Below are 24912 nucleotides of genomic sequence, written 5' to 3' on the forward strand. Positions count from 1 at the left end.
CCCCCGCTCCGCATTACCTGCGCGCGACAAACACCTTGAACATGCCGTCGCGGGCAAGCTCCGCATGACTGGCAAAGGCGGCCGACAGCACCGGCTCGTAAGGAAGCTGCCGATTGGCCACCATGAACAGGCGTCCACCGGGCTTCAGGGCCTTGGCTGCCGCGCGGATCATGCCGGCACCAATCTCCGGCTCCGCCGCACGGCTGCGATGGAAGGGCGGGTTCATGGCGATGACGTCGTAACGGCGCTCGACAGGCTCGGCGAGCAGATCCATCCAGAAGAAGCCCTGCGCCACGGTGTTGCCGAGATTGCCCCTGGCCGCCTCAAGCGCATCGAAATCGGCCTCGTAAAGATCGAGGGCCGACAAGCCCGGCGAGCGGGCAGCCATCTCCGCCGCCACGTAGCCCCAGCCGGCGCAGAAATCAGCCGCACTGCCACGCAGATCGCCGGGCAAGTTCTCGACCAGCAGTTTCGAACCGGCATCGACGCGATCGAAGGAGAACATGCCGGGTGCGGTGTGGAACCGCTCGCCAACCAGCAAGGCGGGATTGGCAGCGCGTAGCGCGGCGGCGGCTTGCGTGCCGGCCGGGCGGCGCAGCCAGAAGGCAATGCCGTGATATTTCGGCATGTGGCCATCAAGCGGCGCGAGATCGCCGACGCGCTTGCGCAGACTGGCGATGCCATCCTCCTTGCCACCGGCAATGACGATCAATCCACCCTCATCCACGCGTTCGAAAGCCTCGGCGATGCGCAGTTCGTTCTGACCGCGATGGCGGCCGGCGAGCACGAGCGCGGCATCAAAACGGTCGCCGGTCGATTGCGGCGTGACCGTGAAGCCCGCCGCCTGCAACGCACGGAAATACGGCCGGAAGCCCTGTACGAGATGCATCGTAGCCTCGAAAGCCGGCGGCAAGCGCAGGCCAGGTTCGGCGCCAATGAAGAGGATGTGCTCGCCCTTGCGCGGTGGGGAAAGAGCCTCGGCAGCGAACGGATGGAAAAGCGTCTTCAGCGCTTCAGCGGACATAGCCGTGCTCCATAAACAAAAAACGGGCGCGACCTAAGCCGCGCCCGCCTCATTTGCCGTCAGATCGCTCAGGCGGCGTCTTCTTCGCCTTCTGTCTTCTTCTCGCGCGCGATTTCCTTGCCGGTGGCCTGGTCGACGACTTTCATCGACAGGCGGACCTTGCCGCGCTCGTCGAAGCCCATCAGCTTGACCCAGACCTTGTCGCCTTCCTTGACGACGTCCGAGGTCTTGGCGACCCGGTCGTTGGCAAGCTGCGAGATGTGGACGAGGCCATCACGCGGACCGAAGAAGTTGACGAAGGCGCCGAAGTCGGCGGTCTTGACGACGGTGCCTTCGTAGATTTCGCCGACTTCCGGTTCGGCAACGATGGTGTGAATCCACTTCTTCGCCGCCTCGATCTCCTTGGCGTTCGAGGAAGCGATCTTGACCGTGCCGTCGTCCTCGATGTTGATCTTGGCGCCGGTCTTCTCGACGATCTCGCGGATGACCTTGCCGCCCGAACCGATGACGTCGCGGATCTTGTCGGTCGGGATGTGCATGACCTCGATGCGCGGCGCGAACTCGCCGAGTTCGGGGCGGGCGCCGGTCAGAGCATGGGCCATCTCGCCGAGGATATGCAGGCGGCCGTCCTTGGCCTGGCCGAGAGCGATCTTCATGATCTCTTCGGTGATGCCATCGATCTTGATGTCCATCTGCAGCGAGGTGATGCCGCCTTCGGTGCCGGCAACCTTGAAGTCCATGTCGCCGAGATGATCCTCGTCGCCAAGGATGTCGGAGAGCACGGCGAAGCGCTCGCCTTCCTTGATCAGGCCCATGGCGATGCCGGCAACCGGCTTGGCCAGCGGCACGCCGGCATCCATCAGCGCCAGCGAGGTACCGCAGACGGTAGCCATCGACGACGAACCATTAGACTCGGTGATCTCCGAGACGACGCGCAGCGTGTAGGGGAACTGGTCAGCGCTCGGCAGCATCGGACGGATGGCGCGCCAGGCGAGCTTGCCGTGACCGATTTCGCGGCGGCCGGGCGACCCCATGCGGCCGGTCTCACCGACTGAGTAGGGAGGGAAGTTGTAGTGAAGGAGGAACTTCTCCTTGTACATGCCGGTCAAGGAATCGACATACTGTTCGTCCTCGCCGGTGCCGAGCGTGGCAACGACCAGCGCCTGGGTCTCGCCGCGGGTGAACAGCGCCGAGCCGTGGGTGCGCGGCAGGACGCCGACTTCGGAGACGATCTTGCGCACGGTCTTGAGGTCGCGGCCATCGATGCGCGAGCCGGTGTCGAGAATGTTCCAGCGCACGACCTTGGCCTGGAGCTCCTTGAACACCGAGCCGATCTGTTCGGAGGTGTACTTGGCGTCTTCGCCTTCGGCGGGGGCAAACGCTGCCTTGACCTTCGCCTTGACGGCGTCGACGGCGGCATAACGCTTCTGCTTGTCGACGTTCTTGTAGGCATCGCTGAGCTCGTCGCCGACGATCTTCAGCATCGCGGCCTCAAGCGCGGAATAATCCGGCGCGGTGAAGTCGCGCGGCTCCTTGGCGGCAACTTCGGCCAGCTTGATGATGGCGTCGATGACCGGCTGGAAACCCTTGTGGCCGAACATGACGGCGCCGAGCATCAGCTCTTCGCCAAGTTCCCTGGCTTCCGACTCGACCATCAGCACGGCGTCGGCGGTGCCGGCGACAACGAGGTCGAGCTTGGATTCCTGCATCTCGTCGACATGCGGGTTCAGCACATATTCGCCGTTGATGTAACCGACGCGGGCGCCGCCGACCGGGCCCATGAACGGAACGCCGGAGAGCGTCAGAGCGGCCGAGGTGGCAACAATCGACAGGATGTCCGGATCGTTTTCGAGGTCATGCTGGACGACGGTGACGACGATCTGGGTGTCGTTCTTGTAGCCGGCGGCGAAGAGCGGGCGGATCGGGCGGTCGATGAGTCGGGAAACCAGCGTTTCCTTTTCGCTCGGACGGCCTTCGCGCTTGAAATAGCCGCCCGGGATCTTGCCGGCGGCATAGGTCTTTTCCTGGTAGTTGACGGTCAGCGGAAAGAAGTCGAGGCCGGGCTTCGGCTCCTTCATCGAAACGACGGTGGCGAGAACCTTGGTCTCGCCGTAGGTGGCGAGCACCGCGCCGTCAGCCTGGCGCGCGATCTTGCCGGTTTCCAGGATGAGCGGACGGCCGCCCCATTCGATTTCTACTTTGTGGTGATTGAACATGTCTTGTCCTTAATAAGCGGAAAGGGGCGCGCCGTTTCACGGTGCGCGGATGCCCTTTCCCTGGCTTCCTTTCTCGGGCAGCCACGGGCAAGACAACGGGAAGCTCGGATGATTTAAGCGCGACGAGCGCGCACGAGCGTCCTGCAATCCTGCCCCATGACCGTCCATGGGCGGTTTCGAGTGGCCCTCTGCACGCTCGAAACCGGGTCTGGCCAGCCGATACGACTGGCAGAATGCGTGACCGGCGGACTTCCCTGGGAAAGTCCGCCGGTCAATTCGTCAACGGCGCAGACCGAGCTTCTCGATCAGTGTCTGATAGCGCGTGTCGTCCTTACGCTTGAGATAATCAAGCAGGCTGCGGCGCTGGGACACGAGAGCGAGCAGACCACGGCGGGAATGGTTATCCTTCTTGTGGTCCTTGAAATGGTCGGTCAGGTTCTTGATGCGCTCGGAAAGGATGGCTACCTGGACTTCCGGAGAACCGGTATCGCCCTTGGCGGTTGCGAATTCACCCATCAATTCCTGTTTGCGCTCGGCAGTAATCGACATCGTGTTTTTCCTTATCTGTTTGAGGAAACGGGTCGCCCACAGCCGGGATGTCGTCCAGCAGGGGCCGTGCATGCAAGGCGTCAAGGCGCTATGCTGCGGCGCATATAGTGCAATTTCCCGAAAAACACCAGCCCAATTCACAAGCCGGCTTTTGACGCTCAAATGGCAGGTTTAATCCCAGTCAAAGCCGTTTCTTCCATTTGAAGAATGCAATCAGCCCGACAGCGACGGCAGCCATGAACAGCAGCGACAACGGATATCCGTAGTACGCCTTCAGCTCCGGCATGTTCCATGGCGAGCTCGCGGGGTCGAAATTCATGCCCCAGATGCCAACTAGGAAGGTGAGCGGCATGAAGATGACCGAGACGATGGTGAGATAGGAGATGACGTCGTTGGTGCGGGCCTGGCTCAGCGACAAGTGCATTTCGATCAGGCCGGTCAGCATGTCGCGCTGGGTCTCGACCAGTTCAATCAGCCTGAGCGAATGGTCGAGCGTGTCGTTGAGGAAGACCTTGGTCTCGGCTCCGACATAGGCCACGTCGTTACGGATCAGGGTGGCCAGCGCATCGCGCATGGGCCACAGCACGCCTTTCAGGACGTTGGCATCGCGCCGCAATTCGTGCAACTGCCGCATTTGGTGCTTGTGCGTCGAATGCAACATCTGGTCCTCGATGCTGTCGACAAGGTCGCCGGCAGCCTCGATCGGCGGAAAATAGCTGTCGACGATGGCGTCGATCAGCGCGTAGGCGAGATAGTCGGCGCCGCGTGTGCGCAACCGGTTGGGCGCCGAACTCTCGATGCGCTTGCGCACCGGATTAAACGGATCGCCCTCGCGTTCCTGGAAGGTGACGACGAAGTTCTCGCCGAGGAAGAGAGCGATCTGTTCGTAGCGATGCGACGTGACATCGTCGATCATGCGCATGACGACGAAGGCGTGATCCTCGAAGAAGTCGACTTTCGGCCGCTGGCCGGTATTGACGACATCCTCCAGCGCCAGCGGATGCAGGCTGAAGATGCGGCCGATCTCCTCGATCAACTGGATGTTGGCGAGGCCGGTGCAGTCAAGCCAGATGACCGGCCATTTCCGGCAATTGGCCCCGACATCGTCGATGCTGGCATTGTCGATCGTCTTGAACTTCTGCGGCGAGATCAGGGTCAGCCGCAATTCGGAGCGCCGCGCCGCTGGATCGGCGATCAATGTGCCCGGCGAGGCGCCGACAGGCGGCCGCCTCGTCTTCACCGGCGCGCGCTTCTTGACCGTGTCAGCCTTTGCCATGGAGCCCCCTGCCGCGATGTCGCACCGACATTAGATGTGTGGCATCACCCGGCAAAGACCCGCTTGGGCTTGAACATGCCTTGCTCGATGGCGCCGATGGCGACCAGCTTGCCACGTGACGTCGCGCAGGCCTCTTCCGCCTCCACCGGTGCGTCACGGCCACGGATGATGACCGGATTGCCGAGGCGGATCTTTGTCGCCGCGTCATCGCTGATGGCGATCTGCGGCAGACAGTCGAGCGCCGCTGACGTGTCGACGAGAAGCCCGTCAATGGCGCCGAAGTCGATCGGCACTTCCACCGCGCCAGCAGAATCTGCCTCTGGGTCCGATTTGTCCTCGCCTTGCGCGCCGAAGCGGGCGGCCTCGAGTTCGGCGATGGTGACGAAGTCCTCCGGCGTGAACGGCTCAACCTCGACCCGGCGCAGCTCGCTGATATGGCCGAAGCAGCCGAGGTCGCGGCCCATGTCGCGGGCCAGCGAACGCACATACGTGCCCTTGCCGCATTCGACTTCGAAAATCGTCTGGTCCGGCTTATGCTCGACAATATCGAGCCGGCCGATCTCGATCTCGCGCGCGGGTATGTCGACCGTCCCGCCTTCGCGGGCGAGGTCGTAGGCGCGCTCGCCCGCAATCTTGATGGCCGAGAATTGCGGCGGCGTCTGCATGATGACGCCGGTGTATTTCGGCAGCAGCGCCCGCACCTCGGCTTCCGCCGGACGCAGCTCGGAGCTCTTCGTCACCGGCCCTTCAAGATCGTCGGTGGAACGCTCATCGCCCCAGGCAACGGTGAAACGATAGACCTTGGCGCCGTCCTGCACGTAGGGCACGGTCTTGGTGGCTTCGCCTAGCGCGATCGGCAGCATGCCGGAGGCAAGAGGGTCGAGCGTGCCGGCATGGCCGGCCTTTTCGGCCTGGAACAGCCATTTGATCTTGGACACGGCCTCGGTCGAGCCCATGCCGACCGGCTTGTCCAGGACCACCCAGCCGGAGACCGGCCGGCCCTTTTTCTTGCCGCGACGCGCCATTATTCTTCTTCCTTATTGTCGTCGCTATCCAGATCGCGCGCCACTTCGGGCGATTTCAGCAGATCGTTGATCCTGGCGAAATTGTCGAAGGACGTATCCAGCCGGAAGCGGAATTCCGGCATGTACTTCATCTGCCTGAGCGCGCCGGAGACGCGGCCGCGCACGAACTTGGCATGCTTGTTCAGCGCCTCGATCACCGCGTCGGCGTCCTTGGCGCCGAGCGGAGAAACAAAGGCGGTGGCGATCTTGAGATCGGGCGACATGCGCACTTCGGAGACCGAAACAACCGAGTTTTCAATCAACGGGTCGATGATCTCGCCACGCTGCAGAGTTTCGGAGAGCGCATGGCGCACCTGCTCGCCGACGCGCAGCATGCGCTGGGATGGACTTGATGTCGTGGAACGGGGCATTTTTCTCAATCCTGAAAGCGTGAGGCGCGGGATGGGACCGTGCCGCATGTCTCAAACGGTCATTCTCAATAGCACCGAGGCGGCGGTCTTTCGACCACCGCCCGGTATCGACGAGCCACTCGAACTCAGAGTGTGCGGGTCACCATCTCGACGCGGAAGCACTCGATGACGTCGCCGACGCGCATGTCCTCGTAGTTCTGGAAGGCCATACCGCACTCCTGGCCGCCAGGGACTTCCGAAACCTCCTCCTTGAAGCGCTTCAGGGTCTTCAGCGTGCCTTCGTGGATGACGACGTTGTCGCGGATCAGGCGTACGCCCGCGCCACGTTCGACCTTGCCTTCGGTGACACGGCAGCCGGCGATCTTGCCGACCTTGGTGATGTCGAAGATTTCGAGGATCTCGGCATTGCCGATGAAGGTCTCGCGACGCTCCGGCGACAACAGGCCCGACAGAGCCGCTTTCACATCATCCACCAGGTTGTAGATGATCGAGTAGTAGCGGATCTCGATGCCCGCGGCCGCGGCCGCGGCACGCGCCTGCACATTGGCGCGCACGTTGAAGCCGATGATCGCCGCGCCCGATGTTTCCGCCAGCGAGACGTCGCTTTCGGTGATGGCGCCGGCGCCGGAATGAACGATGCGCGCACGCACTTCATCGGTGCCGAGCTTGTCCAGGGCAGCATTGATCGCTTCGATCGAACCCTGCACGTCGCCCTTGATGACCAGCGGGAATTCCTTCAACCCGCTCGTCTGCAGCTGCGACATCATCTGTTCGAGCGAGCCGCGCTGGCCGGCATGCCTGGCCACCGCCTTCTCGCGCGCCAGACGCTGGCGATATTCGGTGATCTCGCGGGCACGGGCTTCGTTGTTGACCACGGCGAAGCGGTCGCCGGCCTGCGGGGTTCCCTGAAGGCCGAGCACCTCGACCGGCATTGCCGGCGGCGCTTCCTTGATCTGATCGCCGCGATCGTTGACCAGCGCGCGCACGCGACCCCATTCGTTGCCGGCGACAAGGATGTCGCCCGGCATCAAGGTGCCGGTCTGCACCAGCACGGTGGCGACGGGACCACGGCCCTTGTCGAGCTGCGCTTCGATGACGACACCCTCGGCGGTGCGGTCGGGGTTGGCCTTGAGGTCGAGGATTTCGGCCTGCAGCAGGATCGCTTCGAGCAACTTGTCGAGATTGGTGCCCTTGGTCGCCGACACCTCGACGTCCAGCACTTCACCGCCCATCGATTCGACGAAGACTTCATGACGCAAGAGTTCCGAGCGCACTTTCTGCGGATCGGCATCATGCTTGTCGATCTTGTTGATCGCCACGATGATCGGAACGCCGGCAGCCTTGGCATGGCTGATCGATTCGATCGTCTGCGGCATGACGCTGTCGTCGGCCGCCACCACCAGGATGGCGATGTCGGTGGCCTGGGCGCCACGGGCGCGCATCGCCGTGAAAGCGGCGTGGCCGGGCGTGTCGATGAAGGTGATCTTCTGACCGTTCTTCTCGACCTGATAGGCGCCGATATGCTGGGTGATGCCGCCGGCCTCCCCGGAAACGACATTGGCGTTGCGGATCGCATCGAGCAGCGACGTCTTGCCGTGGTCGACGTGGCCCATGATGGTGACGACCGGCGGACGCGACACGAGGTCTTCCGGACGATCGGCGATGTTGAACAGGCCTTCCTCGATATCGGACTCGGCGACGCGGCGGACCGTGTGGCCGAATTCGGTAGCCACCAGCTCGGCCGTATCGGCGTCGATGACGTCGCCCGGCTTCAGAATCTGGCCCTGCTTCATGAAGTACTTGACGAGGTCGACAGCACGCTCGGACATGCGCTGCGCCAATTCCTGGATGGTGATGGTTTCGGGCAGGATCACTTCGCGCATGACCTTCTCGCGCGGCTCATTGTGCATCGCGCGCTTGAATTTTTCCTGGCGGCGACGCATCGACGACAGCGAACGGGCCCGCGCATCCTCGTCGGACAACGCGGAATTCAGTGTCAGCTTGCCACGGCGGCGGTCTTCCTCGCTCTTGGTGGGTTTGGCCGGGCGTGCCACTTCGGGCGTGACCAGGCGGCGCACCGGTGCACCGGCGGTCGCCCGCTTCGGCTTGGCCCCTTCCTCCTCGTCGGCGGTCGCCAACTCAGCGGCTTGCGGTGCGCGGCGGCGTGCTTCTTCCTCGGCGCGACGGCGCGATTCGGCCTCGGTCTGCAACCGGGCCTCTTCCTCGGCCTGGCGGCGTGCGGAGTCCTCGCGTTCGCGCTTGCGGCGCTCTTCGTCCTCGGCGCGGCGCTTGGCCTCGTCGGCTGCGCGCTGACGGTCTTCGACCTCGCGGACCTTCGAGCCCTCGAGCGCCTTGCGGCGCGCTTCCATTTCGCTGCGCGACAATTCGTTCAGCACCATGCCGCTGCGCTCGACCGGAGGCCGCGGCGGGGGCGGTGCCTTGGGCGCTTCCTGCACGACAGGTGCCGCCACGACTGCCGGCTTCGGCGTGAAGACGGGCGCGGGCGCAGGCGGAGCCGCAGCCGGCTCCGGCTTGTCGCCGGGCAGCGAGAACTTGCGCTTCTTGGTCTCGACCACGACCGACTTGGTACGGCCGTGCGAGAAGTTCTGGCGCACAGTGCCCTGTTCCATGCCGGGGCGCTTCAGCGTCAAGGTCTTCTTCGGTGTAACACTCAACGTCTTGTCGTCGCCCGATTTCGTATCGCTCATTCCATATCCTCTGCGGCATCATCTTCGTCAGCAACGGCCGCAAGCATTGCAAGATCGTCCGGGGTTCCGCCCCGATATCGGTCGAGCGCAACCATGCGCTTCTGGACCGCCTTACCCGCGTCTCCCGCGAGGACGGCAGCATGTATCACATTTGTACCCCCCAATGCCAAGCTCAACTCGGCCTCGGAGAAAAGTTTGTAGGCAAGGATGGAAGGGCCGCCGATATGGACGGTCGCCCGCCGCGCCTGACTGATCTTGCGTACGCCATCGTCGGACGCTTCGGTGGCGTGGAGCACGAAAAGCGCCAGCCCACCGCGCACCGCGCTCTCGACTTTGGTAGCACCGAGCGAAATCGCGCCTGCCTTGCGGGCAAGGCCCAGCATGCCCAGAGCGGATCTGGAGAGCAACCCGTCGACCATGCCACCGAGATCGGGCGGCACGACCACCTGTGCCTTAAAGGCGCGGGCAAAAAGGTTCTTGGCCGCCGCCTTCTCGATATGTAGGCGGTCGGCACTCACCCAGCAACCACGGCCGGGTAGATTTCTCTTGAGATCGGGAACGACGGCCGAATCCGGGCCGACGACGAACCGGATCAGTTCATCCGGTTCGGCCTGTTTTCGGGTGACGATGCAGGTGCGATCGTTCATCTCGTCCAAGGGCGGGTTGTGTGCGATGCGGTTTCACCTCACGCACCAACGGCTTCGTCAGCCGTTTCTTCTTCGGCCGCAAGCTCGTCTTCGGTGATCCAGCCGGCCTTGAGGCGAGCGGCCAGAACCATCTGCTCGGCATCGGCGCGCGAAACGCCGTGATTGGCCAGCACGCCGGGATAGACCTTGGTCTCGCCGTCCTTGCGTTCCTTCCAGCCGGTGAGGTCGTCGGCGGCATAGCCGGCGAAATCCTCGATCGTCTTCACGCCGTCCTCGCCGAGCGTCACCATCATGGCGGTGGTGACGCCGGGGATTTCGCGCAGATCATCCGAAACGCCCAGCGCCTTGCGCTTCTCGTCGTGCTCGGCCTCAATCTTCTCCAGATACTCGCGGGCGCGGGTCTGGATTTCAGAGGCGGTATCCTCATCGAAACCGTCGATCGAGGCGATCTCGCCGGCATCGACATAGGCGACTTCCTCGACGCTGGTGAAGCCTTCGGAAGCCAGCACCTGGCCGACCATCTCGTCGACATCGAGCGCTTCCATGAACAGCGCCGAGCGCTCGACGAATTCCTTCTGGCGGCGCTCGGATTCCTCGGCCTCGGTCAGGATGTCGATGTCCCAGCCGGTGAGCTGCGAGGCAAGGCGCACGTTCTGGCCGCGGCGGCCGATGGCCAGCGACAGCTGATCGTCGGGAACCACCACTTCGATGCGCTCCGCATCCTCGTCGAGCACGACTTTGGCGACTTCCGCCGGCTGCAATGCGTTGACGATGAAGGAGGCGGCCGAAGGCGACCACGGAATGATGTCGATCTTCTCGCCCTGCAATTCGCCGACGACGGCTTGGACGCGGCTGCCGCGCATACCGACGCAGGCGCCGACCGGGTCGATCGAGCTATCACGCGAGATGACGGCGATCTTGGCGCGCGAGCCCGGGTCGCGGGCGACCGACTTGATCTCGATGATGCCGTCATAGATCTCCGGCACTTCCATGGTGAAGAGCTTGGCCATGAACTGCGGATGGGTGCGCGACAGGAAGATCTGCGGGCCGCGCTGCTCGCGGCGCACGTCGTAGACATAGGCACGGACGCGATCGCCGTATTTGTAGTTTTCGCGTGGGATCAGCTCGTCGCGGCGGATGATCGCCTCGCCACGGCCGAGATCGACGATGACGTTGCCGTACTCGACGCGCTTGACGGTGCCGTTGACGATCTCACCGATACGGTCCTTGTACTCATCATACTGGCGGTCGCGTTCGGCCTCGCGCACCTTCTGCACGATGACCTGCTTGGCCGACTGGGCGGCGATACGGCCGAAATCCATCGGCGGCAGCTGTTCGGCGATGAAATCGCCGAGCTGGGCATCGGGATTACGCTCACGGGCCGAAGAAATGGCGATCTGGGTGGCGTAGTCGTCCACTTTCTCGACCACCTCCATCAGCCGCTGCAGCTTCATCTCGCCGGTGTTCGGGTTGATGTCGGCGCGGATGTTGGTCTCCTGGCCATAACGCGAGCGTGCCGCCTTCTGGATCGCATCGGCCATGGCGGCGATGACGATCGACTTGTCGATCGACTTTTCACGCGCGACCGCATCGGCAATCTGCAGCAGTTCAAGTCTGTTGGCGCTTACAACCATGTTCTTTCTCCCGAGCCTGTTCGCCGGACCTTTGCGCCCGGCAGCTCAATCAAATTTCCTGTTCGTGTTCTTCCGTGGCGTCCGGTTCCGCACCCTCGGACACATCGTCGTCCGGTTCACCGCGGCGTCTCTTGGCTTCCTTGCGCGCCCTGTTGTCCTTCGACAACGCTTCGCGAATGAGGTCGTCGGTCAGGATCAGCCGGACATCGGCAATGGTGTCATAGGGCACGCGCACCGTCGGCTCCTCACCATAGGCCGCCTTGTCGCGCTCGATCAGCACGTCGTTCTCACCGGCCTCGGCGATCTTGCCCTTGAAACGCTTGCGGTCAGCGACGACGACCGATGTCTCCATCTTCACCAGATGACCGGTCCAGGTCACGAAATCCGATTTGCGCACCAAGGGCCGGTCGATGCCGGGCGAGGAAACTTCGAGATGATATCCCTTTTCGATCGGATCATCGACGTCGAGCGCCGGCGACACCGCGCGGCTGACCTCTTCGCAATCCTCGACGGTCATGGTGCCGTCCTCACGCTCGGCCATGATCTGCAGCGTCAGCCCGTTCTGGCCGGACAGATGCACGCGCACGAGGCGAAAACCGATGCCGCGCAGCACCGGCTGGACGATCAGCGCAATGCGCGCATCGATGCCGCTTTCGCGGATGATGCGGTCGTCGCCTTCGCTTGCCGTTGCAGTCATCAATTGCCTGTTGTTCGTTTCGACCTATCGGCAGGTAATAAAAAAGAGCGGGACCGGGTGGACCCACTCTTCGTCATCCCGACCAAGAATTTGAGGTCGATATAAACGATCCGGGCTGGTGTTTCAAGCCCGCAGTGCCGGCCTGTCGTAAGCACATGAGTTGTCCGGATTAGGTAGCACATGAGTTGTCCGGTTTTCATCCCCAGCCAATGGAGCTGGGAATGGCACGGACAGCATGGCTACAGGGCCGGAGAATGCAGAAGTTCGGGATGTATTGAGCCGCTGGGATCGCGGCGATTTATCGATGATCCCGGCTCCCGGCAGTTGCCGCAGCCGTTGCCGGTCGGGCGGGCTTACGTCCTGATGAAGGTAAGATAGGCCGGCCGGCGACCCTCGCGAATGGCCTTGGCCTCGTAGCGCGTGCCGGGCCAGCCCTCATAGGAGCGATGCCAGTCCGCCGCCTCATCCGCCTGCCATGTGAAGGCGCCATGCGCCCGGCAATGCAGCAAGGTCCAGTTCACATAAGTGTCGATATCCGACGCAAAGCGGAATTTCGAGCCCGGCTTCAGGACGCGCGCGAAACGGTCGAGATTGACCGGGCTGACGAAACGCCGCTTCCAGTGCTTCTTCTTCGGCCAGGGATCGGGATAGAGAAGGTCGATGCCGTCGAGCGAGGCCGGCGGCAGCCAGTCAAGCAACTGGGTGGCGTCGTCGTCGTAGACCCTGAGATTGGCCAGCGGCGCTGCCCGCACCGCCATCATCATCTTGGCCATGCCGTTGACGAAGGGTTCTACGCCGATGAAGCCGATCGTCGGCGCCTCGGTCGCGCGATGCAGAAGATGTTCGCCGCCACCAAAGCCGATCTCGAGCCGAACCTCCGAAACCTCGGTTTTGAACAAGGTTCGCAATTCCGACGGCGCTTCAGCCGTCAGATCGAGCCGGTAGGCGCCGAGGCCGCTTTCCAGGGCCGCCGCCTGCTGCGGACGAACGGGCTTGCCGCGCCGACGGCCGAAGAAGGCTTCGGTCGTACGGCTTGGCCTGTCTTGCTGGCTCATCAGGTCGCGTGGTCTGTCGTGGCGATCAGGCCGCGACAGCATCCTTGAGCGCCTTGGCGAGATCGGTCTTTTCCCAGGAGAAAGAACCGTCACGGCCGGCCTTGCGGCCAAAATGGCCGTAAGACGACGTCTTGGCGTAGATCGGCTTGTTGAGATCGAGATGACGGCGAATGCCTGACGGCGACAGGTCCATCACGGTGCGCAGCGCGTCCTCGAGCTTTGCCTCATCGACCTTGCCGGTGCCGTGCAGGTCGACATAGACCGACAGCGGCTGGGCGACGCCGATGGCATAGGAAAGCTGGATGGTGCAGCGGTCGGCGAGCTTCGCCGCCACGACGTTCTTGGCCAGGTAGCGCGCCGCATAGGCGGCCGACCGGTCGACCTTGGTGGTGTCCTTGCCGGAGAAGGCGCCGCCGCCATGAGGAGCCGCGCCGCCATAGGTGTCGACGATGATCTTGCGGCCGGTCAGGCCGGCATCGCCGTCCGGACCGCCAATGACGAACTTGCCGGTCGGGTTGATGTACCACATGCAGTCGTCAGCGATCTTGAGGTCACCCAATGCCTCGCGGATATAGGGTTCCACGACCTTGCGGACCTTCTTGGAATCCCAGCTCGAATCGAGATGCTGGGTCGACAGCACGATCTGCGTCGCCTCCGCGGCCTTGCCGTCGACATAGCGGACTGTGACCTGGCTCTTGGCGTCCGGCCCGAGCTTGCCAGCCTCGCCGTTGTTTTCGTGACGGGCGGCGGCCAGAAGCTCAAGGATCTTGTGGCTGTAGTAGATCGGCGCCGGCATCAGGTCCGGCGTCTCGCGGCAGGCATAGCCGAACATGATGCCCTGGTCGCCGGCACCTTCCTCGCCCTGACGGTCGGCGGCGTTGTCCACGCCCTGGCCGATATCAGGCGACTGGCCATGCAGCAGGACCTCGATCTTGGCCGTCTTCCAGTGGAAGCCGGCCTGCTCGTAGCCGATCTCGCGGATCGCCTTGCGGGCGACGGATTTGAACTTCGCCGGATTGACGACCGGATGGCCCGCGGCGTCCTTGAGGACGTTGCCGGCTTTGTCCTTCTTCAAGAGTGTCTCGGGAACGCGCACCTCGCCGGCGATGACGACACGGTTGGTGGTCGCTAGCGTCTCGCAGGCGACACGGACTTTCCACGGGTCCATGCCGGTCTTCTTGGCTTCACGATAGACCAGATCGACAATTTCGTCGGAGATCCTATCACAGACTTTGTCGGGATGGCCCTCGGCAACGGATTCCGAGGTAAAGAAGTAGTTCTGCCGCGTCACGGGTGTCCCCTCTTGAAAAACGATCGGCAGGCTGCCGATTTTGGCGCGCCACGTGTTAGCGGGGCAAAGCGCTGCTCGTCAAGCGTTGCCGCGGGTCTGGCCTGAATGTCGGAAGCGATATCTTGTGCCACCGGCGGTGCACGCCGCCGGTGCGAAGCGCATCGCCGATCAGTCGAGATCGCCCTCGGCGAGCGATTTCACCAAGTCTATGATCCTGCGGCGCACCTTGACGTCGGCGATCTTGACAAAGGCCCGGTTGAGCTGAAGCCCTTCGGGACTGCCGCAGAATTCGACCGCGAAAGCCATCGAGCTATCCTCGGCGAAGCCGCGATTGGCCGTCAACTCCTGACCCGGCGCATCCTCGAAAAAGAAGGCGACGGGCACGCCGAGTATCGAAGCTATCGCCTGCAGACGGCTGGCACCGACGCGATTGGTGCCCTTTTCATATTTCTGGATTTGCTGAAACGTGATGCCGAGATTCTCGCCCAGCTTTTCCTGGCTCATTCCGAGCATATTGCGGCGAAGCCGAACCCGACTTCCAACGTGAATATCGATGGGATTGGGTTTCTTCTTGTTTTCTTCTGTCATTTTTTCCTCGCCGAATTTTTTCGGCTTTGTGTTTTTCCTGCCCAAACAAAGCCGGAGGCGACTGCCCCAACAGAACGATCCACCGGCTTCGAGAAATTTTCAGGCCGTACAGTATGAGTTTCTAATGTGCCAACTGTCAATTCACCCGTAGCTTTTGCCTTACGTTCAACAGCAGCCCTACCAGCGCAAACAGCAACATGATCAGCATTGCGTTAATGCGCCGCTGGTTGGGCGAAATCACCGTCTGTTCGGAAACAGGCACCTTCACATCGATGACCCCGCGCGCGTCGATCGCCAGCGCATCGACGACGCGGCCATGCGTGTCGACAACGGCCGAGATGCCGTTGTTGGCAGCACGCAACAAGGGCAATCCGTTCTCCACCGCGCGAATCTGGGCCTGCCTGAAATGCTGATACGGTCCCGGCGTGTCGCCGAACCACGCATCATTGGTAACGTTCACAATAAGCTGCGCTGACGTTGCGTCAACTGCCACCAGATCGGGAAAGATCACCTCATAACAGATAAATGGCAGGGCACGAATGCCGCCCGGCAGCGCGATGGGATGGCGCTCGTTGCCGGCCGTGAACGTCAGCGGCCCGGCGACGAGCTGTTCGATGCCGAAACGGCCGAGCAGGTCGGCAAAAGGCAGGTATTCGCCGAACGGCACCAGATGGACCTTGTCCACGGCATCGGCGATTTCGCCCTTGTCGTTGATCGCCACAACGGAGTTGTAGTAGCGGCTCTCGGCGCTGGCGGCCGAGCCGCCCTCTTCACGCACGACGCCGGCGATCAGCATCTGGCCGTCGCCCAGCATGTCGCCCAGCGCCGTCAAGGCATCGGGGCGCTCGGTGAAAAGGAACGGCACCGAGGTTTCCGGCCAGAGAATCAGTTGCGGTTTTTCGTGACCTGGGTCCGGAGCCTTGGCGGACAGGCCCAGCAAGGTGGCGAAGATGCGGTCGCGCACCGAGGCGTCCCACTTTTCCGACAGGTCGACGGCCGGCTGGACGATGCGGACATCGAGACTGCGCGTCGCCGGCTTTTCGGGGGCCGTGAGCCTGACATAGCCAAAGCCGACATGGAGTGCGGCGAGTATGACAAACAGCGTGGCGCCTAGCCGAAGATGCCGGCGCGTCGCCAGCAGCGCCGGCAGTGCGAAAAGGAAGGCCGCGAGCGCGTTCATGCCGGTCATGCCGGTTACCGAGACGCTCTGCATTAAAATAGGTACCGGCATCGCCGCGTAACCGACGGCATTCCAGGGAAAACCGGTGAACAGGAAGCCGCGCAGCCACTCCGCCAGCGCAAAACCGAAGGCAAGGGCGGCGATACGGCCGATATCGCTGCTCCACAGGAGCCGGGCGACCATCGTTGCGAAGCCATAGAAGAATGCGAGCGCGAAAGGAATGCCAACCACAGCGAAGGGAAGCGCCCAGGCAAAGTCGTCGGCCTCGACCAGCAGCGCCGAGCCGATCCACCAGAGGCCGGCGAGGAAATAGCCGAAGCCGAACCACCAGCCGACGGCGAAGGCCGGCCGCAGGCGGCGCAACAGGCTGCCGGAGGCTTCGCCAGTCGCGCCGTCGAGCAGCCAGACCAGCACCGGAAACGAAATGAAACAGGCGGCGAAGAAATCGTAGGGCGCCTGGCCCAGCACCGCCAGCGCTCCGGCGAAAAAGGCCACCAGCGCGCGGCGCCAGCCCCAGAGCAGAATTATCCGACCGGCAAGGCGCACCATGAATACTTCCGAGTCGCGAGAATCAGGACGCAAGATTTATCAGGCCGCGGCCTGCAATCCAAACGCCGGCGTCGCCACCCGGCTGCGCTCTACCGGTGCCAGCCTTCGATGCGCAAGCCACCCAACCGCTCGGCCTCTTCACGGGAAACAGAACGGATTGATTGCGTAAACGTCCAGATATGGCTTTCAGGATCGCGCGCCCGATACTGGCGTTCGCCGTAAAACTGGTCCGCCGGCTCCTGGATTATGGCAGCACCGGCCGCGCGGGCCTGCTCGCAATGTGCATCCAGACCGTCTCTCAGCCTGATATAGACCGACTGCGTGTTCTTGCCGCCGACCGATGCGGGGCTCGCGACGTGATCGGCCCATTCGGAATCGACGATGATGTAGCCATCCCCGAACCGCATCTCGGCATGGACCAGTTTTCCATCGGCATCGCTGACCACCATGCTGCGCTCGAACCCGAAGGCCGCTTCGAGCCAATCCAGCGCCGCACGCGGGTCGCGGTAGAATACGCCAGAACCGAGGACCGGATGTTTGAACGGATCCTCGACCGTCATGGCGCGGAGCTTTTCAGGCCTGTTCGGTGCGCGCCGTGGCGCGCCGGCGGCGCTCGCCCTTCTGGCTCTGCACGATGCGGACACGCTTGACGCGGCGCGGATCGGCGTCAAGCACATGGAACTCGAAGCCGGGAATGGCCTGCACCACCTCGCCGCGCGCCGGTACGCGGCCGAGCGTGTTGAAGATCATGCCGCCAATGGTGTCGACATATTCGCCATGTTCACCCGCGGCGAAATCCTCGCCGATCATCTTGGCGACCTCGTCGATCTCGGCCTTGCCGTCGACGATGAACACGCCGTCACCGGTCTGGGTGATCATCGGCTCGTCATCGTCGTGCTCGTCCTCGATGTCGCCGACCACCATCTCGACGATGTCCTCGAGCGAGACGAGGCCGTCCGTGCCGCCATATTCATCGATGACCAGGGCCATTTGCGTGCGCGTCGTCTGCATGCGGCCCATCAGGTCGGAAGCAAGCATCGACGGCGGCACGAACAGAACCTGGCGGATCAGGTTGAGCTCCCCGATGGTGCGCGCGAGGTCGACCTGGGCAAGATCGAGAACCATGGCGACGGGCGTTTTGCGGGTCGTGCGGCCCTTCCTGACGCGCGCAATCTTGGTGATATGGGCCAGCACGTCGCGGATATGGACCATGCCGCGCGGGTCGTCCAGCGTCTCGGAATAGACCGGCATGCGGGAATGGCCGGATTGCTCGAACATGCCAAGCAAGTCACCAAGCGTCGTGGCGATCTCGACCGCCTCGATATCGGCGCGCGGCACCATGACGTCCTCGACGCGCACTTCGCGCAGGCGCAGGATGTTGTTGAGCATGGCACGTTCGCCAGGCGAGAAGGATTCGACATCGCTTGTCGTTTCGGCGAGCGCGCCGGCGATCTCCTCGCGCAAGCTGGTGCCGTTGCGTTGCCGGAACAGGCCCAGCACGCGGTTGAACAGGGAAGGACCGGCAGGCGACGGGCCGGTGGCGGCGCTGCCGGTGTTGGCAACACCAGCGGTAACGGTACTGGGACTTGATCCCTCTTCCGACGTATCGGAAGCCTTGATCGCACTGCCGGCATCGGGGCGGGCGGCAGTCTCTGGTTTGTCGTTCATCGTCGTCCGGTCAATTGATCTTTTTAGTTACGCGTAGGGATCGCGAATGGCAAGCCTTGCAAGCGCGGCGCGCTCGACGGCTTCCATCTCCTCGGCCTCGGCGTCAGTCTCGTGATCATGACCCATGAGATGCAGCAGGCCATGGATGACGAGATGGCAGATATGGTTCTCCAGCGGCTTGTCTTCCAGTGCCGCCTCGCGCGCCACGGTTTCGGCGGCAAGCACGATGTCGCCGAGCATCGGCGGCAGCGGACCACCTTTCACATGCGGAAAAGCCGGGAAAGACAAGACGTTGGTGGGCTTGTCCTTGCCGCGCCAGTCCGCATTCAAGGTACGGACATGGGCATCGTCGGAAAAAACAATGCTGAGTTCGGAACGACCCGTCACACCGGTCTCGGCGAAGGCGGCGTCAACCGCCCGATCGACCAGCCGCGTCAGGCTTGCTTCATCGGGCCAGTTGCCCGCTTCAACCGATACATCGATCTCGACGGGACCCGGAAAGCTCCCGCCGCCGGATGTGCTGTCCTCAGGCATGAGGCCGCATCGTCACATCAATTCTCGGCGCCAAGGCCACGAGCCAGCTTGGTGTCCCGGTCATAGGCCCTGACGATTTCGGCCACCAGCGGATGGCGAACGACGTCGACGTCGTTGAAGCGCACGGTTACCGCGCCTGCCACACCGTCGAGCACACGCAAGGCTTCGACCAGGCCTGATTTGGTGCTCGGGGGAAGATCGATCTGGGTGGGATCGCCGGTGACGATCATGCGCGAGTTCTCGCCGAGACGGGTGAGAAACATCTTCATCTGCATCGGCGTGGTGTTCTGCGCCTCGTCGAGAATGACGGCGGCGTGCGCCAGCGTACGGCCGCGCATGAAGGCAAGCGGCGCGATTTCGATCACTTCGGCGGCAATCGCACGCTCGACCTTGTCGGCCGGCATCATGTCGTAGAGCGCGTCATAGAGCGGGCGCAGATACGGATCGACCTTCTCCTTCATGTCACCCGGCAGGAAGCCCAGCCGTTCGCCGGCCTCGACGGCCGGTCGCGACAAGATGATGCGTTCAACCATGCCGCGCTCGAGCAGCATCGCCGCATGCGCCACCGCCAGATAGGTCTTGCCGGTGCCGGCCGGACCGATGCCGAACACCAGTTCGGACCGCTCCAGCGCCCGCATATAGGCATCCTGGTTCAGCGAGCGGGCATAGATGGTCTTCTTGCGGGTAGCGATCTGGGCGGCGGAGACCTTGCCCTTGCGCTCCAATGTCGGCAGCGTGAGCTGATCGTCGGCGGCGACAGCCATGCGCACGGCGCCGTCGACATCGGACTGGCCGATATCGACGCCCTTCTGCAGGATGCCGTAGAGATTGTCCAAGGCGCGGCGCGCCTGTTCGGCGGCAGAAGCGGACCCCTTGATGGTCAACTGGTTGCCGCGCGAGCGGATGTCGACGCCGAGCTTCTGCTCCAACCGGGCGAGGTTCTCGTCGAACTGGCCGTAAAGGGCGCTGGCAAGCTTGTTGTTGTCGAAAGTCAGAACGATGTGCGCCATGTCAGAAGCCCCGGATGCCGGTGCCGGGGGCAGATTCTTCAGCTCCGCTGCGCTCAACCGTCTCTCCTCATCTGCCGAGACCCTCAGGCCAATTCGGCGAACAGGCTGTTGTAGCCCGTCTTCGTGATTCGCACCTTGATAATGTCACCGATTTCGCCGGCCATTTCATCAACAATAACCGGCTGCAGCCAAGGCGAGCGACCAACCTTCTGGCCGGCTTGGCGGCCGGGCTTCTCGATCAATGTATCTATGGTGCTGCCGACCAAACTCAAGCCGAAATCCTGCTGTTGTTTCAACAGCAGTGCCTGCAGGCGCTGCAGGCGCTCATCCTTGACCGCTTCCGGCACGTGGTCGGGCATGTCGGCGCCCGGCGTGCCGGGGCGCGGCGAATATTTGAACGAGAAGGCCGAGGCGTAGTTCACCTGGCGCACCAGTTCCATCGTCGCCTCGAAATCGGTTTCCGTTTCGCCGGGGAAACCGACGATGAAGTCGCCCGACAACGCGATATCGGGGCGCGCGGCACGGATGCGGTCGAGTAGCGCCAGATAGTCGTTCGCCGTATGCCTGCGGTTCATCGTCTTCAGAATGCGATCCGAGCCGGATTGCACCGGCAGATGCAGATAGGGCATCAGCGACGGCAGGTCCCGGTGCGCCGCGATCAATTCGTCGTCCATGTCGCGCGGATGGCTGGTAGTATAGCGCAGCCGCGCCAGGCCGGGGATTTCAGACAACCTGAACAGCAGACGGCCGAGACCCCATTCCTGACCGTTCTCGCCCTCGCCATGCCAGGCGTTGACGTTCTGGCCGAGCAGCGTCACCTCGCGCACCCCGGCCTCGGCCAGGCGCTCGGCCTCCGCGACGATCTGCGCCACCGGCCGCGACACTTCCGAGCCTCTCGTATAGGGCACGACGCAGAAGGTGCAGAACTTGTCGCAGCCTTCCTGGACGGTGAGGAAGGCGGTGACGCCGCGCTTGATCACCTCGGCACGCTTGGGCTGCGGCAGATGCTCGAATTTGTCCTCGATGGCGTATTCGGTCTCGACGATCTTCTCGCCGCCGCGCACTCTCGCCAGCACGTCGGGCAGACGGTGATAGGTCTGCGGCCCGATGACCAGGTCGACGGCCGGCGACCGGCGGATGATCTCGGCGCCCTCGGCCTGCGCCACGCAGCCAGCGACGCCGATCAGCATCTCGCGGCCGGCGCTGGCGCGCTCGGCCTTCATGTCACGGATGCGGCCAAGTTCCGAATAGACCTTTTCGGCGGCTTTTTCCCTGATATGGCAGGTGTTGAGCAGCACCAGATCGGCCTCGCCGATGGCATCGGTCGCGGTATAGCCGTCGGCGACCAGCGCATCGGTCATGCGCTGTGAATCATAGACGTTCATCTGGCAGCCATAGGTCTTGATGAAGACCTTCTTCGCTGCCGTGGTGCGCACCGCCGGCTGTCCGGCCACGGTGCCGATGTCGTCGCTTTCAGTCGTGTTCAAGTCCATCCGGCGGCTTCTAACGCCTTTCCGTGACAAAAAACAGACGATTCTGGCATGCGTCAGCTGGCGCATGCCGGCGGCTAACGGCTCGGGAGCGGATCGGCGAGGGCCGCCTGCATCATCTCGCGCACCCGGCCTTCCATCAGCTTGGCCGTTTCCTTGCGGTTGGAACCCTTGGCAAAGGCGATCGGTTCGCCAAAATGCACCTCCACGTCGAGCGCGCCCTCGGCCATCAGCACCTTGAGATGCGGCATCAGGTCTTCGTCGCCGATCCAGGCGGCGATCGGGCGGTGGCGGCGGCCGAGTGGCACGCCGTGCAGCCGCGTGTAGGCGATCGCCACGGGCTGGATGAACACTTCCTGCGCGGCACCTTCCGAGATCGCCATCGAGGCGGCGCCGAACAGCGTGCTCTTGAAGGGCAGGACGACATTGCCGTCACCGGTCGACCCCTCCGCGAACAGCACCATGGCATCGCCCTTGGCCATGCGGTTGGCGATCTCGCTGGCCTGGTCGCCCGAGGAGCGCTTGCGCTCGCGCTCGATGAAGACGGTGCGCTGCAGTTTCGACAGCATGCCGATCAGCGGCCAGCCTTCCATGTCGGCTCGGGCGATGAACTTCACATCGGCAAAGGAGCCCAGCACCATGATGTCGGTCCAGGAAATGTGATTGGAGGCCACCAGCAAGGGCCGCTTGGCCGACAGCGTTCCCCTGACATGAATGCGCATGCCGAGCGCCCGGATGATCAGCCGGTGCCAGATCTTGAGGACGAAGGCTTCCGGCCACCAGCCCGTCTTCATCGACAGTATCTGCAGCGGCACGAGAACCAGCGACCCGGCGACGACAAGGCCCAGCGCCAGGAAAATCCTGATTTTTCCGATCATATGTCCTGGCCCTACCCGATCCCTCGCTAGCGAAGATCGCGGCGCATGACAAGCGCGCCGGTCGGCCCGCGATCAGGCGACTTGTAGTAATCCGGGCGCTTGCCGACTTCCCGAAAACCCAGCCGACGATACAGGGCGATCGCGGCGGCATTGGTCTCATCGACCTCGAGGAACAGGGCTTCGGCACGCTGCGAATGCAGTTCGCGCAGCACCGCGTCCATCAACTGCCAGCCCAGGCCCTGGCGGCGATGCGATCGCGCCACCGCGACGGTCAGGATTTCACCCTCGCCCGCGGCCAGCCGGGCGAGGACGAAGCCAACAGGCGGCTTGTCGCCCTGCCCGGTTTCGCGCGCGGCATAGCCAAAGACGGTGTCCTGTTCGAGCAAGGCAGCGAACTCACCGTCGGTCCATGGGCGGACAAAGTCCTCGCGGTGCAGCACCGAGACAGCGGGGCTGTCGGTGACCCTGAGCGGCTCGAGCGCGTAGTCCCGGCGACGCGATTGGAGAAAGGGTATACGCATCAATTCTCGTTTTCTCGCCTGACCATGATCTCTGGACAAACAGGGCCGTTTGTCCGCGAAAACCGGCTTCCACTTTTCGGGATCATGGTCTTTGCCTCGAAAGTATAAATCCGGCCTGTGGCTTGGCATCGGCACCGCGCAGATAAAGCGGCTTCGGCCTTTCGCCCTGTCCCTTTGCGGCAGCCAGCCGGGCGTAGGTGAGGATGTCGGCGGTTGCTGTCCGAGGCCCGATGTCGAAGGTGCGGCCGATCAGCGTTGCTGCCGTACCGGCGAGCACCGCGGAATGCTCCGACGCCATGGCTACCGCGTTCGCAAGCGTGCTCACCGCCGGACCGTAAGTCAACACTGACGTTTTATCATAGAGAGCGGCATGGATTTCCTCGCGTCCGGCATCGAGCGCCGCCAGCACGGCACGGCCTGGAAATGCGGTGGCCGCCTCGGCGGCCAGCGCCTCGAGGGTCGTCACCCCGATTGCCGGCACCTTGAGCGCCAGCGCCAGGCCGCGCGCGGTCGACACACCGACGCGCAGGCCGGTGAAGGAGCCGGGGCCAACGGAAACGGCAATGGCGCCAAGGCCGGCGTAGTCGGTCGCACCGGCCTTCAACGCTTCGGCGATGACGGCCATCAGGTGCTCGGCATGGCCTTTGCCCAGATCGAGCACCGAACGGCCGAGCTCCCGCCCGACCGCCGCGTCGTAGACGCAGGCGGCGCAGAGGCTGGCGGCACAGTCGATGGCGAGAACTTTCATGAAACGACCGGTTCGAGAAACAATTCCCTGTGCCCGCCATAGCGCGCAACCGCAAGGGTATAGTGCACAATTTGTTAAGCGGCTTCGGTTTGGCCTGGCAGAAGAGCTTATGCCGCCTGCTCTATGCGCAGCACGTGGTTGTCCCAGACATAGGCCGGTTCCGACCGCGTGCCACCATTGCCCTCGATGATCTCGCCGGCGCCCGTGGTGGCCATGAAGCCGGCCCGGTCGGGCGCCACGCCGCAGACCTCGACCAGCGCGCTGGAGGAGACGACACGGCCCCTGCCCGCATCGATCACGACCAGCGAATTACCTTCCGGCGAGGAGACGGCGACGGTACCGGCAACAGGATTGGCGGCGACCGAGCCGATATAGTTGCGGAAACCTGACAGCACGTCCTGCGGCATGTCGAGCAGCCGCAACTCCTTGCCCCGCGCCGCCCGTCCAACCAGAAGCGGACGATCGGTGCCGGGGCCTCGGTACTGGCAACCGAACCAGACGGCGCCGGTCTGGTCGGTATCCATGTGGCGGATCGACAATTGGTGCAATGCAGCCGGCAATTCATGCTTTTCGATCAGGTCGCCGGTGACGCGGTCGACCAGCACATAGGAGGGTTTCATGGTGGCAATGTTAAGCTCGGCGCGGCCATAGTCGGGATGGGTCTCGATGCCGCCATTGGCGACCGCGATCGTCTTGCCGTCGCCCAGCAGCAGAAGTTCGTGCGGCCCCATGCCGTAGGTCGGGAATTCGCCGATGCGACTGAATTTCGCCCGCGCATCGTAGACGCCGACCACGCCGGCCGCGTTGTCGAAATCGTTCTCGGTGGCGTAGAGCAGAGCGCCGTCGGGCGAGAACACGCCGTGACCGAAGAAGTGCCGGCCGGTGATGCTGGCGATGGTTTGCGGAGCGTCGCGCCCCGTGTGATCGAAAACGACGGCGAAGGTGCCGGGCTGGCGGGCGAAGACCACCGAACGCTTCGATATGGGATCGAAGGTGACGTCATGGCCGCGATCGGGCAAGTCGATCGCATGCAGAAGCTTGCCGGCCTCGGACAGGACGGCAGCGCCAAAACTGCCGTCGCGCTTGACGAAGGCGGTGGCGAAGACCGCGTCAGCAGCAAGCGTGTTTGCCCAGACGGAGGGCGTCACGGCGGCGGCGAAGCCGATGCCGGCGGCCCTCAAGAAATCGCGGCGGTCGATGAGCAATCTCTTCAT

At 63.4% G+C, this 24912-nt stretch carries 23 protein-coding genes; all 23 read right to left on the reverse strand.

Annotated features, from left to right (window positions below):
* Positions 1 to 13 precede the first annotated feature (13 nt).
* The 23 genes from FJ941_RS18105 to FJ941_RS18215 all read right to left on the reverse strand — a co-directional run bounded on the left by FJ941_RS18105 (position 14) and on the right by FJ941_RS18215 (position 24912).
* Positions 14 to 1024, reverse strand: a complete 1011-nt coding sequence (locus FJ941_RS18105; RefSeq protein WP_140507647.1) for a class I SAM-dependent methyltransferase — start codon at positions 1022 to 1024, stop codon at positions 14 to 16.
* A gap of 68 nt (positions 1025 to 1092) precedes the next feature.
* On the reverse strand, positions 1093 to 3240 hold the full coding sequence (gene pnp, locus FJ941_RS18110; RefSeq protein ID WP_027142029.1) for a polyribonucleotide nucleotidyltransferase: 2148 nt from the start codon (positions 3238 to 3240) through the stop codon (positions 1093 to 1095).
* A 279-nt stretch (positions 3241 to 3519) separates the two neighbouring features.
* Entirely contained in the window at positions 3520 to 3789 is a 270-nt protein-coding gene (rpsO, locus tag FJ941_RS18115) for a 30S ribosomal protein S15 (RefSeq protein ID WP_027142030.1), read from the reverse strand.
* 181 nt (positions 3790 to 3970) lie between these two features.
* The gene (gene corA, locus FJ941_RS18120; RefSeq protein WP_140507649.1) at positions 3971 to 5065 is read right to left on the reverse strand and encodes a magnesium/cobalt transporter CorA; all 1095 of its coding nucleotides are present in this window, start codon (positions 5063 to 5065) and stop codon (positions 3971 to 3973) included.
* Between the two features lie 44 nt (positions 5066 to 5109).
* The gene (gene truB / locus FJ941_RS18125; RefSeq protein ID WP_140507651.1) at positions 5110 to 6090 is read right to left on the reverse strand and encodes a tRNA pseudouridine(55) synthase TruB; all 981 of its coding nucleotides are present in this window, start codon (positions 6088 to 6090) and stop codon (positions 5110 to 5112) included.
* Positions 6090 to 6500: a 30S ribosome-binding factor RbfA gene (rbfA, locus tag FJ941_RS18130; RefSeq protein WP_027142034.1), complete on the reverse strand. Its 411-nt coding sequence runs from the start codon at positions 6498 to 6500 to the stop codon at positions 6090 to 6092. The genes truB and rbfA overlap by 1 nt, the downstream gene beginning before the upstream one ends.
* Before the next feature lie 125 nt (positions 6501 to 6625).
* A complete protein-coding gene (gene infB / locus FJ941_RS18135) occupies positions 6626 to 9208 on the reverse strand; it encodes a translation initiation factor IF-2 (RefSeq protein WP_140507653.1) in 2583 nt (860 codons plus the stop codon).
* Complete coding sequence (locus tag FJ941_RS18140; protein WP_013891268.1) at positions 9205 to 9855, reverse strand: RNA-binding protein; 651 nt, start codon at positions 9853 to 9855, stop codon at positions 9205 to 9207. The genes infB and FJ941_RS18140 overlap by 4 nt, the downstream gene beginning before the upstream one ends.
* Positions 9856 to 9893: 38 nt before the next feature.
* The gene (gene nusA, locus FJ941_RS18145) at positions 9894 to 11489 is read right to left on the reverse strand and encodes a transcription termination factor NusA (RefSeq protein ID WP_027142036.1); all 1596 of its coding nucleotides are present in this window, start codon (positions 11487 to 11489) and stop codon (positions 9894 to 9896) included.
* A gap of 49 nt (positions 11490 to 11538) precedes the next feature.
* On the reverse strand, positions 11539 to 12186 hold the full coding sequence (gene rimP, locus FJ941_RS18150; RefSeq protein ID WP_140507655.1) for a ribosome maturation factor RimP: 648 nt from the start codon (positions 12184 to 12186) through the stop codon (positions 11539 to 11541).
* 353 nt (positions 12187 to 12539) lie between these two features.
* Complete coding sequence (locus FJ941_RS18155) at positions 12540 to 13241, reverse strand: tRNA (guanosine(46)-N(7))-methyltransferase TrmB (RefSeq protein ID WP_140507657.1); 702 nt, start codon at positions 13239 to 13241, stop codon at positions 12540 to 12542.
* Positions 13242 to 13266: 25 nt separating this feature from the next.
* On the reverse strand, positions 13267 to 14532 hold the full coding sequence (gene metK, locus FJ941_RS18160; RefSeq protein ID WP_140507658.1) for a methionine adenosyltransferase: 1266 nt from the start codon (positions 14530 to 14532) through the stop codon (positions 13267 to 13269).
* A gap of 168 nt (positions 14533 to 14700) precedes the next feature.
* Complete coding sequence (locus tag FJ941_RS18165; RefSeq protein WP_027142040.1) at positions 14701 to 15120, reverse strand: helix-turn-helix transcriptional regulator; 420 nt, start codon at positions 15118 to 15120, stop codon at positions 14701 to 14703.
* 136 nt (positions 15121 to 15256) lie between these two features.
* On the reverse strand, positions 15257 to 16849 hold the full coding sequence (gene lnt, locus FJ941_RS18170; protein WP_140507660.1) for an apolipoprotein N-acyltransferase: 1593 nt from the start codon (positions 16847 to 16849) through the stop codon (positions 15257 to 15259).
* An 89-nt stretch (positions 16850 to 16938) separates the two neighbouring features.
* Positions 16939 to 17409 carry a VOC family protein gene (locus FJ941_RS18175; protein ID WP_140507662.1) on the reverse strand — a complete coding sequence of 157 codons (471 nt, stop codon included), beginning with the start codon at positions 17407 to 17409 and terminating at the stop codon, positions 16939 to 16941.
* Between the two features lie 13 nt (positions 17410 to 17422).
* On the reverse strand, positions 17423 to 18517 hold the full coding sequence (locus FJ941_RS18180) for a hemolysin family protein (RefSeq protein ID WP_140507664.1): 1095 nt from the start codon (positions 18515 to 18517) through the stop codon (positions 17423 to 17425).
* Positions 18518 to 18544: 27 nt separating this feature from the next.
* Positions 18545 to 19051: an rRNA maturation RNase YbeY gene (gene ybeY, locus FJ941_RS18185; protein ID WP_140507665.1), complete on the reverse strand. Its 507-nt coding sequence runs from the start codon at positions 19049 to 19051 to the stop codon at positions 18545 to 18547.
* Positions 19052 to 19068: 17 nt separating this feature from the next.
* Positions 19069 to 20061: a PhoH family protein gene (locus tag FJ941_RS18190; RefSeq protein ID WP_027142045.1), complete on the reverse strand. Its 993-nt coding sequence runs from the start codon at positions 20059 to 20061 to the stop codon at positions 19069 to 19071.
* Positions 20062 to 20144: 83 nt separating this feature from the next.
* A complete protein-coding gene (miaB, locus tag FJ941_RS18195) occupies positions 20145 to 21554 on the reverse strand; it encodes a tRNA (N6-isopentenyl adenosine(37)-C2)-methylthiotransferase MiaB (protein ID WP_140507669.1) in 1410 nt (469 codons plus the stop codon).
* 74 nt (positions 21555 to 21628) lie between these two features.
* On the reverse strand, positions 21629 to 22429 hold the full coding sequence (locus FJ941_RS18200) for a 1-acyl-sn-glycerol-3-phosphate acyltransferase (RefSeq protein WP_140507671.1): 801 nt from the start codon (positions 22427 to 22429) through the stop codon (positions 21629 to 21631).
* 26 nt (positions 22430 to 22455) lie between these two features.
* Positions 22456 to 22950: a ribosomal protein S18-alanine N-acetyltransferase gene (gene rimI, locus FJ941_RS18205; RefSeq protein ID WP_027142048.1), complete on the reverse strand. Its 495-nt coding sequence runs from the start codon at positions 22948 to 22950 to the stop codon at positions 22456 to 22458.
* Positions 22951 to 23032: 82 nt separating this feature from the next.
* Complete coding sequence (gene tsaB / locus FJ941_RS18210; RefSeq protein ID WP_140507673.1) at positions 23033 to 23698, reverse strand: tRNA (adenosine(37)-N6)-threonylcarbamoyltransferase complex dimerization subunit type 1 TsaB; 666 nt, start codon at positions 23696 to 23698, stop codon at positions 23033 to 23035.
* A 107-nt stretch (positions 23699 to 23805) separates the two neighbouring features.
* Positions 23806 to 24912: a DUF1513 domain-containing protein gene (locus tag FJ941_RS18215; protein WP_140507675.1), complete on the reverse strand. Its 1107-nt coding sequence runs from the start codon at positions 24910 to 24912 to the stop codon at positions 23806 to 23808.

Source organism: Mesorhizobium sp. B2-3-13 (assembly GCF_006442195.1).
Taxonomy (GTDB): Bacteria; Pseudomonadota; Alphaproteobacteria; order Rhizobiales; family Rhizobiaceae; genus Mesorhizobium; species Mesorhizobium salmacidum.

What these genes read in the sequence shown, in the direction of transcription:
- infB (WP_140507653.1), bottom strand. Translation starts at nt 9,208, where the DNA reads ATGAGCGATACGAAATCGGGCGACGACAAGACGTTGAGTGTTACACCG.
- tsaB (WP_140507673.1), bottom strand. Translation starts at nt 23,698, where the DNA reads ATGAAAGTTCTCGCCATCGACTGTGCCGCCAGCCTCTGCGCCGCCTGC.
- FJ941_RS18175 (WP_140507662.1), bottom strand. Translation starts at nt 17,409, where the DNA reads ATGACGGTCGAGGATCCGTTCAAACATCCGGTCCTCGGTTCTGGCGTA.
- corA (WP_140507649.1), bottom strand. Translation starts at nt 5,065, where the DNA reads ATGGCAAAGGCTGACACGGTCAAGAAGCGCGCGCCGGTGAAGACGAGG.
- ybeY (WP_140507665.1), bottom strand. Translation starts at nt 19,051, where the DNA reads ATGCCTGAGGACAGCACATCCGGCGGCGGGAGCTTTCCGGGTCCCGTC.
- FJ941_RS18155 (WP_140507657.1), bottom strand. Translation starts at nt 13,241, where the DNA reads ATGAGCCAGCAAGACAGGCCAAGCCGTACGACCGAAGCCTTCTTCGGC.
- FJ941_RS18105 (WP_140507647.1), bottom strand. Translation starts at nt 1,024, where the DNA reads ATGTCCGCTGAAGCGCTGAAGACGCTTTTCCATCCGTTCGCTGCCGAG.
- FJ941_RS18200 (WP_140507671.1), bottom strand. Translation starts at nt 22,429, where the DNA reads ATGATCGGAAAAATCAGGATTTTCCTGGCGCTGGGCCTTGTCGTCGCC.
- FJ941_RS18190 (WP_027142045.1), bottom strand. Translation starts at nt 20,061, where the DNA reads ATGGCGCACATCGTTCTGACTTTCGACAACAACAAGCTTGCCAGCGCC.
- rimI (WP_027142048.1), bottom strand. Translation starts at nt 22,950, where the DNA reads ATGCGTATACCCTTTCTCCAATCGCGTCGCCGGGACTACGCGCTCGAG.
- truB (WP_140507651.1), bottom strand. Translation starts at nt 6,090, where the DNA reads ATGGCGCGTCGCGGCAAGAAAAAGGGCCGGCCGGTCTCCGGCTGGGTG.
- lnt (WP_140507660.1), bottom strand. Translation starts at nt 16,849, where the DNA reads ATGGTGCGCCTTGCCGGTCGGATAATTCTGCTCTGGGGCTGGCGCCGC.
- FJ941_RS18215 (WP_140507675.1), bottom strand. Translation starts at nt 24,912, where the DNA reads ATGAAGAGATTGCTCATCGACCGCCGCGATTTCTTGAGGGCCGCCGGC.
- rbfA (WP_027142034.1), bottom strand. Translation starts at nt 6,500, where the DNA reads ATGCCCCGTTCCACGACATCAAGTCCATCCCAGCGCATGCTGCGCGTC.
- FJ941_RS18180 (WP_140507664.1), bottom strand. Translation starts at nt 18,517, where the DNA reads ATGAACGACAAACCAGAGACTGCCGCCCGCCCCGATGCCGGCAGTGCG.
- rpsO (WP_027142030.1), bottom strand. Translation starts at nt 3,789, where the DNA reads ATGTCGATTACTGCCGAGCGCAAACAGGAATTGATGGGTGAATTCGCA.
- pnp (WP_027142029.1), bottom strand. Translation starts at nt 3,240, where the DNA reads ATGTTCAATCACCACAAAGTAGAAATCGAATGGGGCGGCCGTCCGCTC.
- FJ941_RS18165 (WP_027142040.1), bottom strand. Translation starts at nt 15,120, where the DNA reads ATGACAGAAGAAAACAAGAAGAAACCCAATCCCATCGATATTCACGTT.
- FJ941_RS18140 (WP_013891268.1), bottom strand. Translation starts at nt 9,855, where the DNA reads ATGAACGATCGCACCTGCATCGTCACCCGAAAACAGGCCGAACCGGAT.
- miaB (WP_140507669.1), bottom strand. Translation starts at nt 21,554, where the DNA reads ATGGACTTGAACACGACTGAAAGCGACGACATCGGCACCGTGGCCGGA.
- nusA (WP_027142036.1), bottom strand. Translation starts at nt 11,489, where the DNA reads ATGGTTGTAAGCGCCAACAGACTTGAACTGCTGCAGATTGCCGATGCG.
- rimP (WP_140507655.1), bottom strand. Translation starts at nt 12,186, where the DNA reads ATGACTGCAACGGCAAGCGAAGGCGACGACCGCATCATCCGCGAAAGC.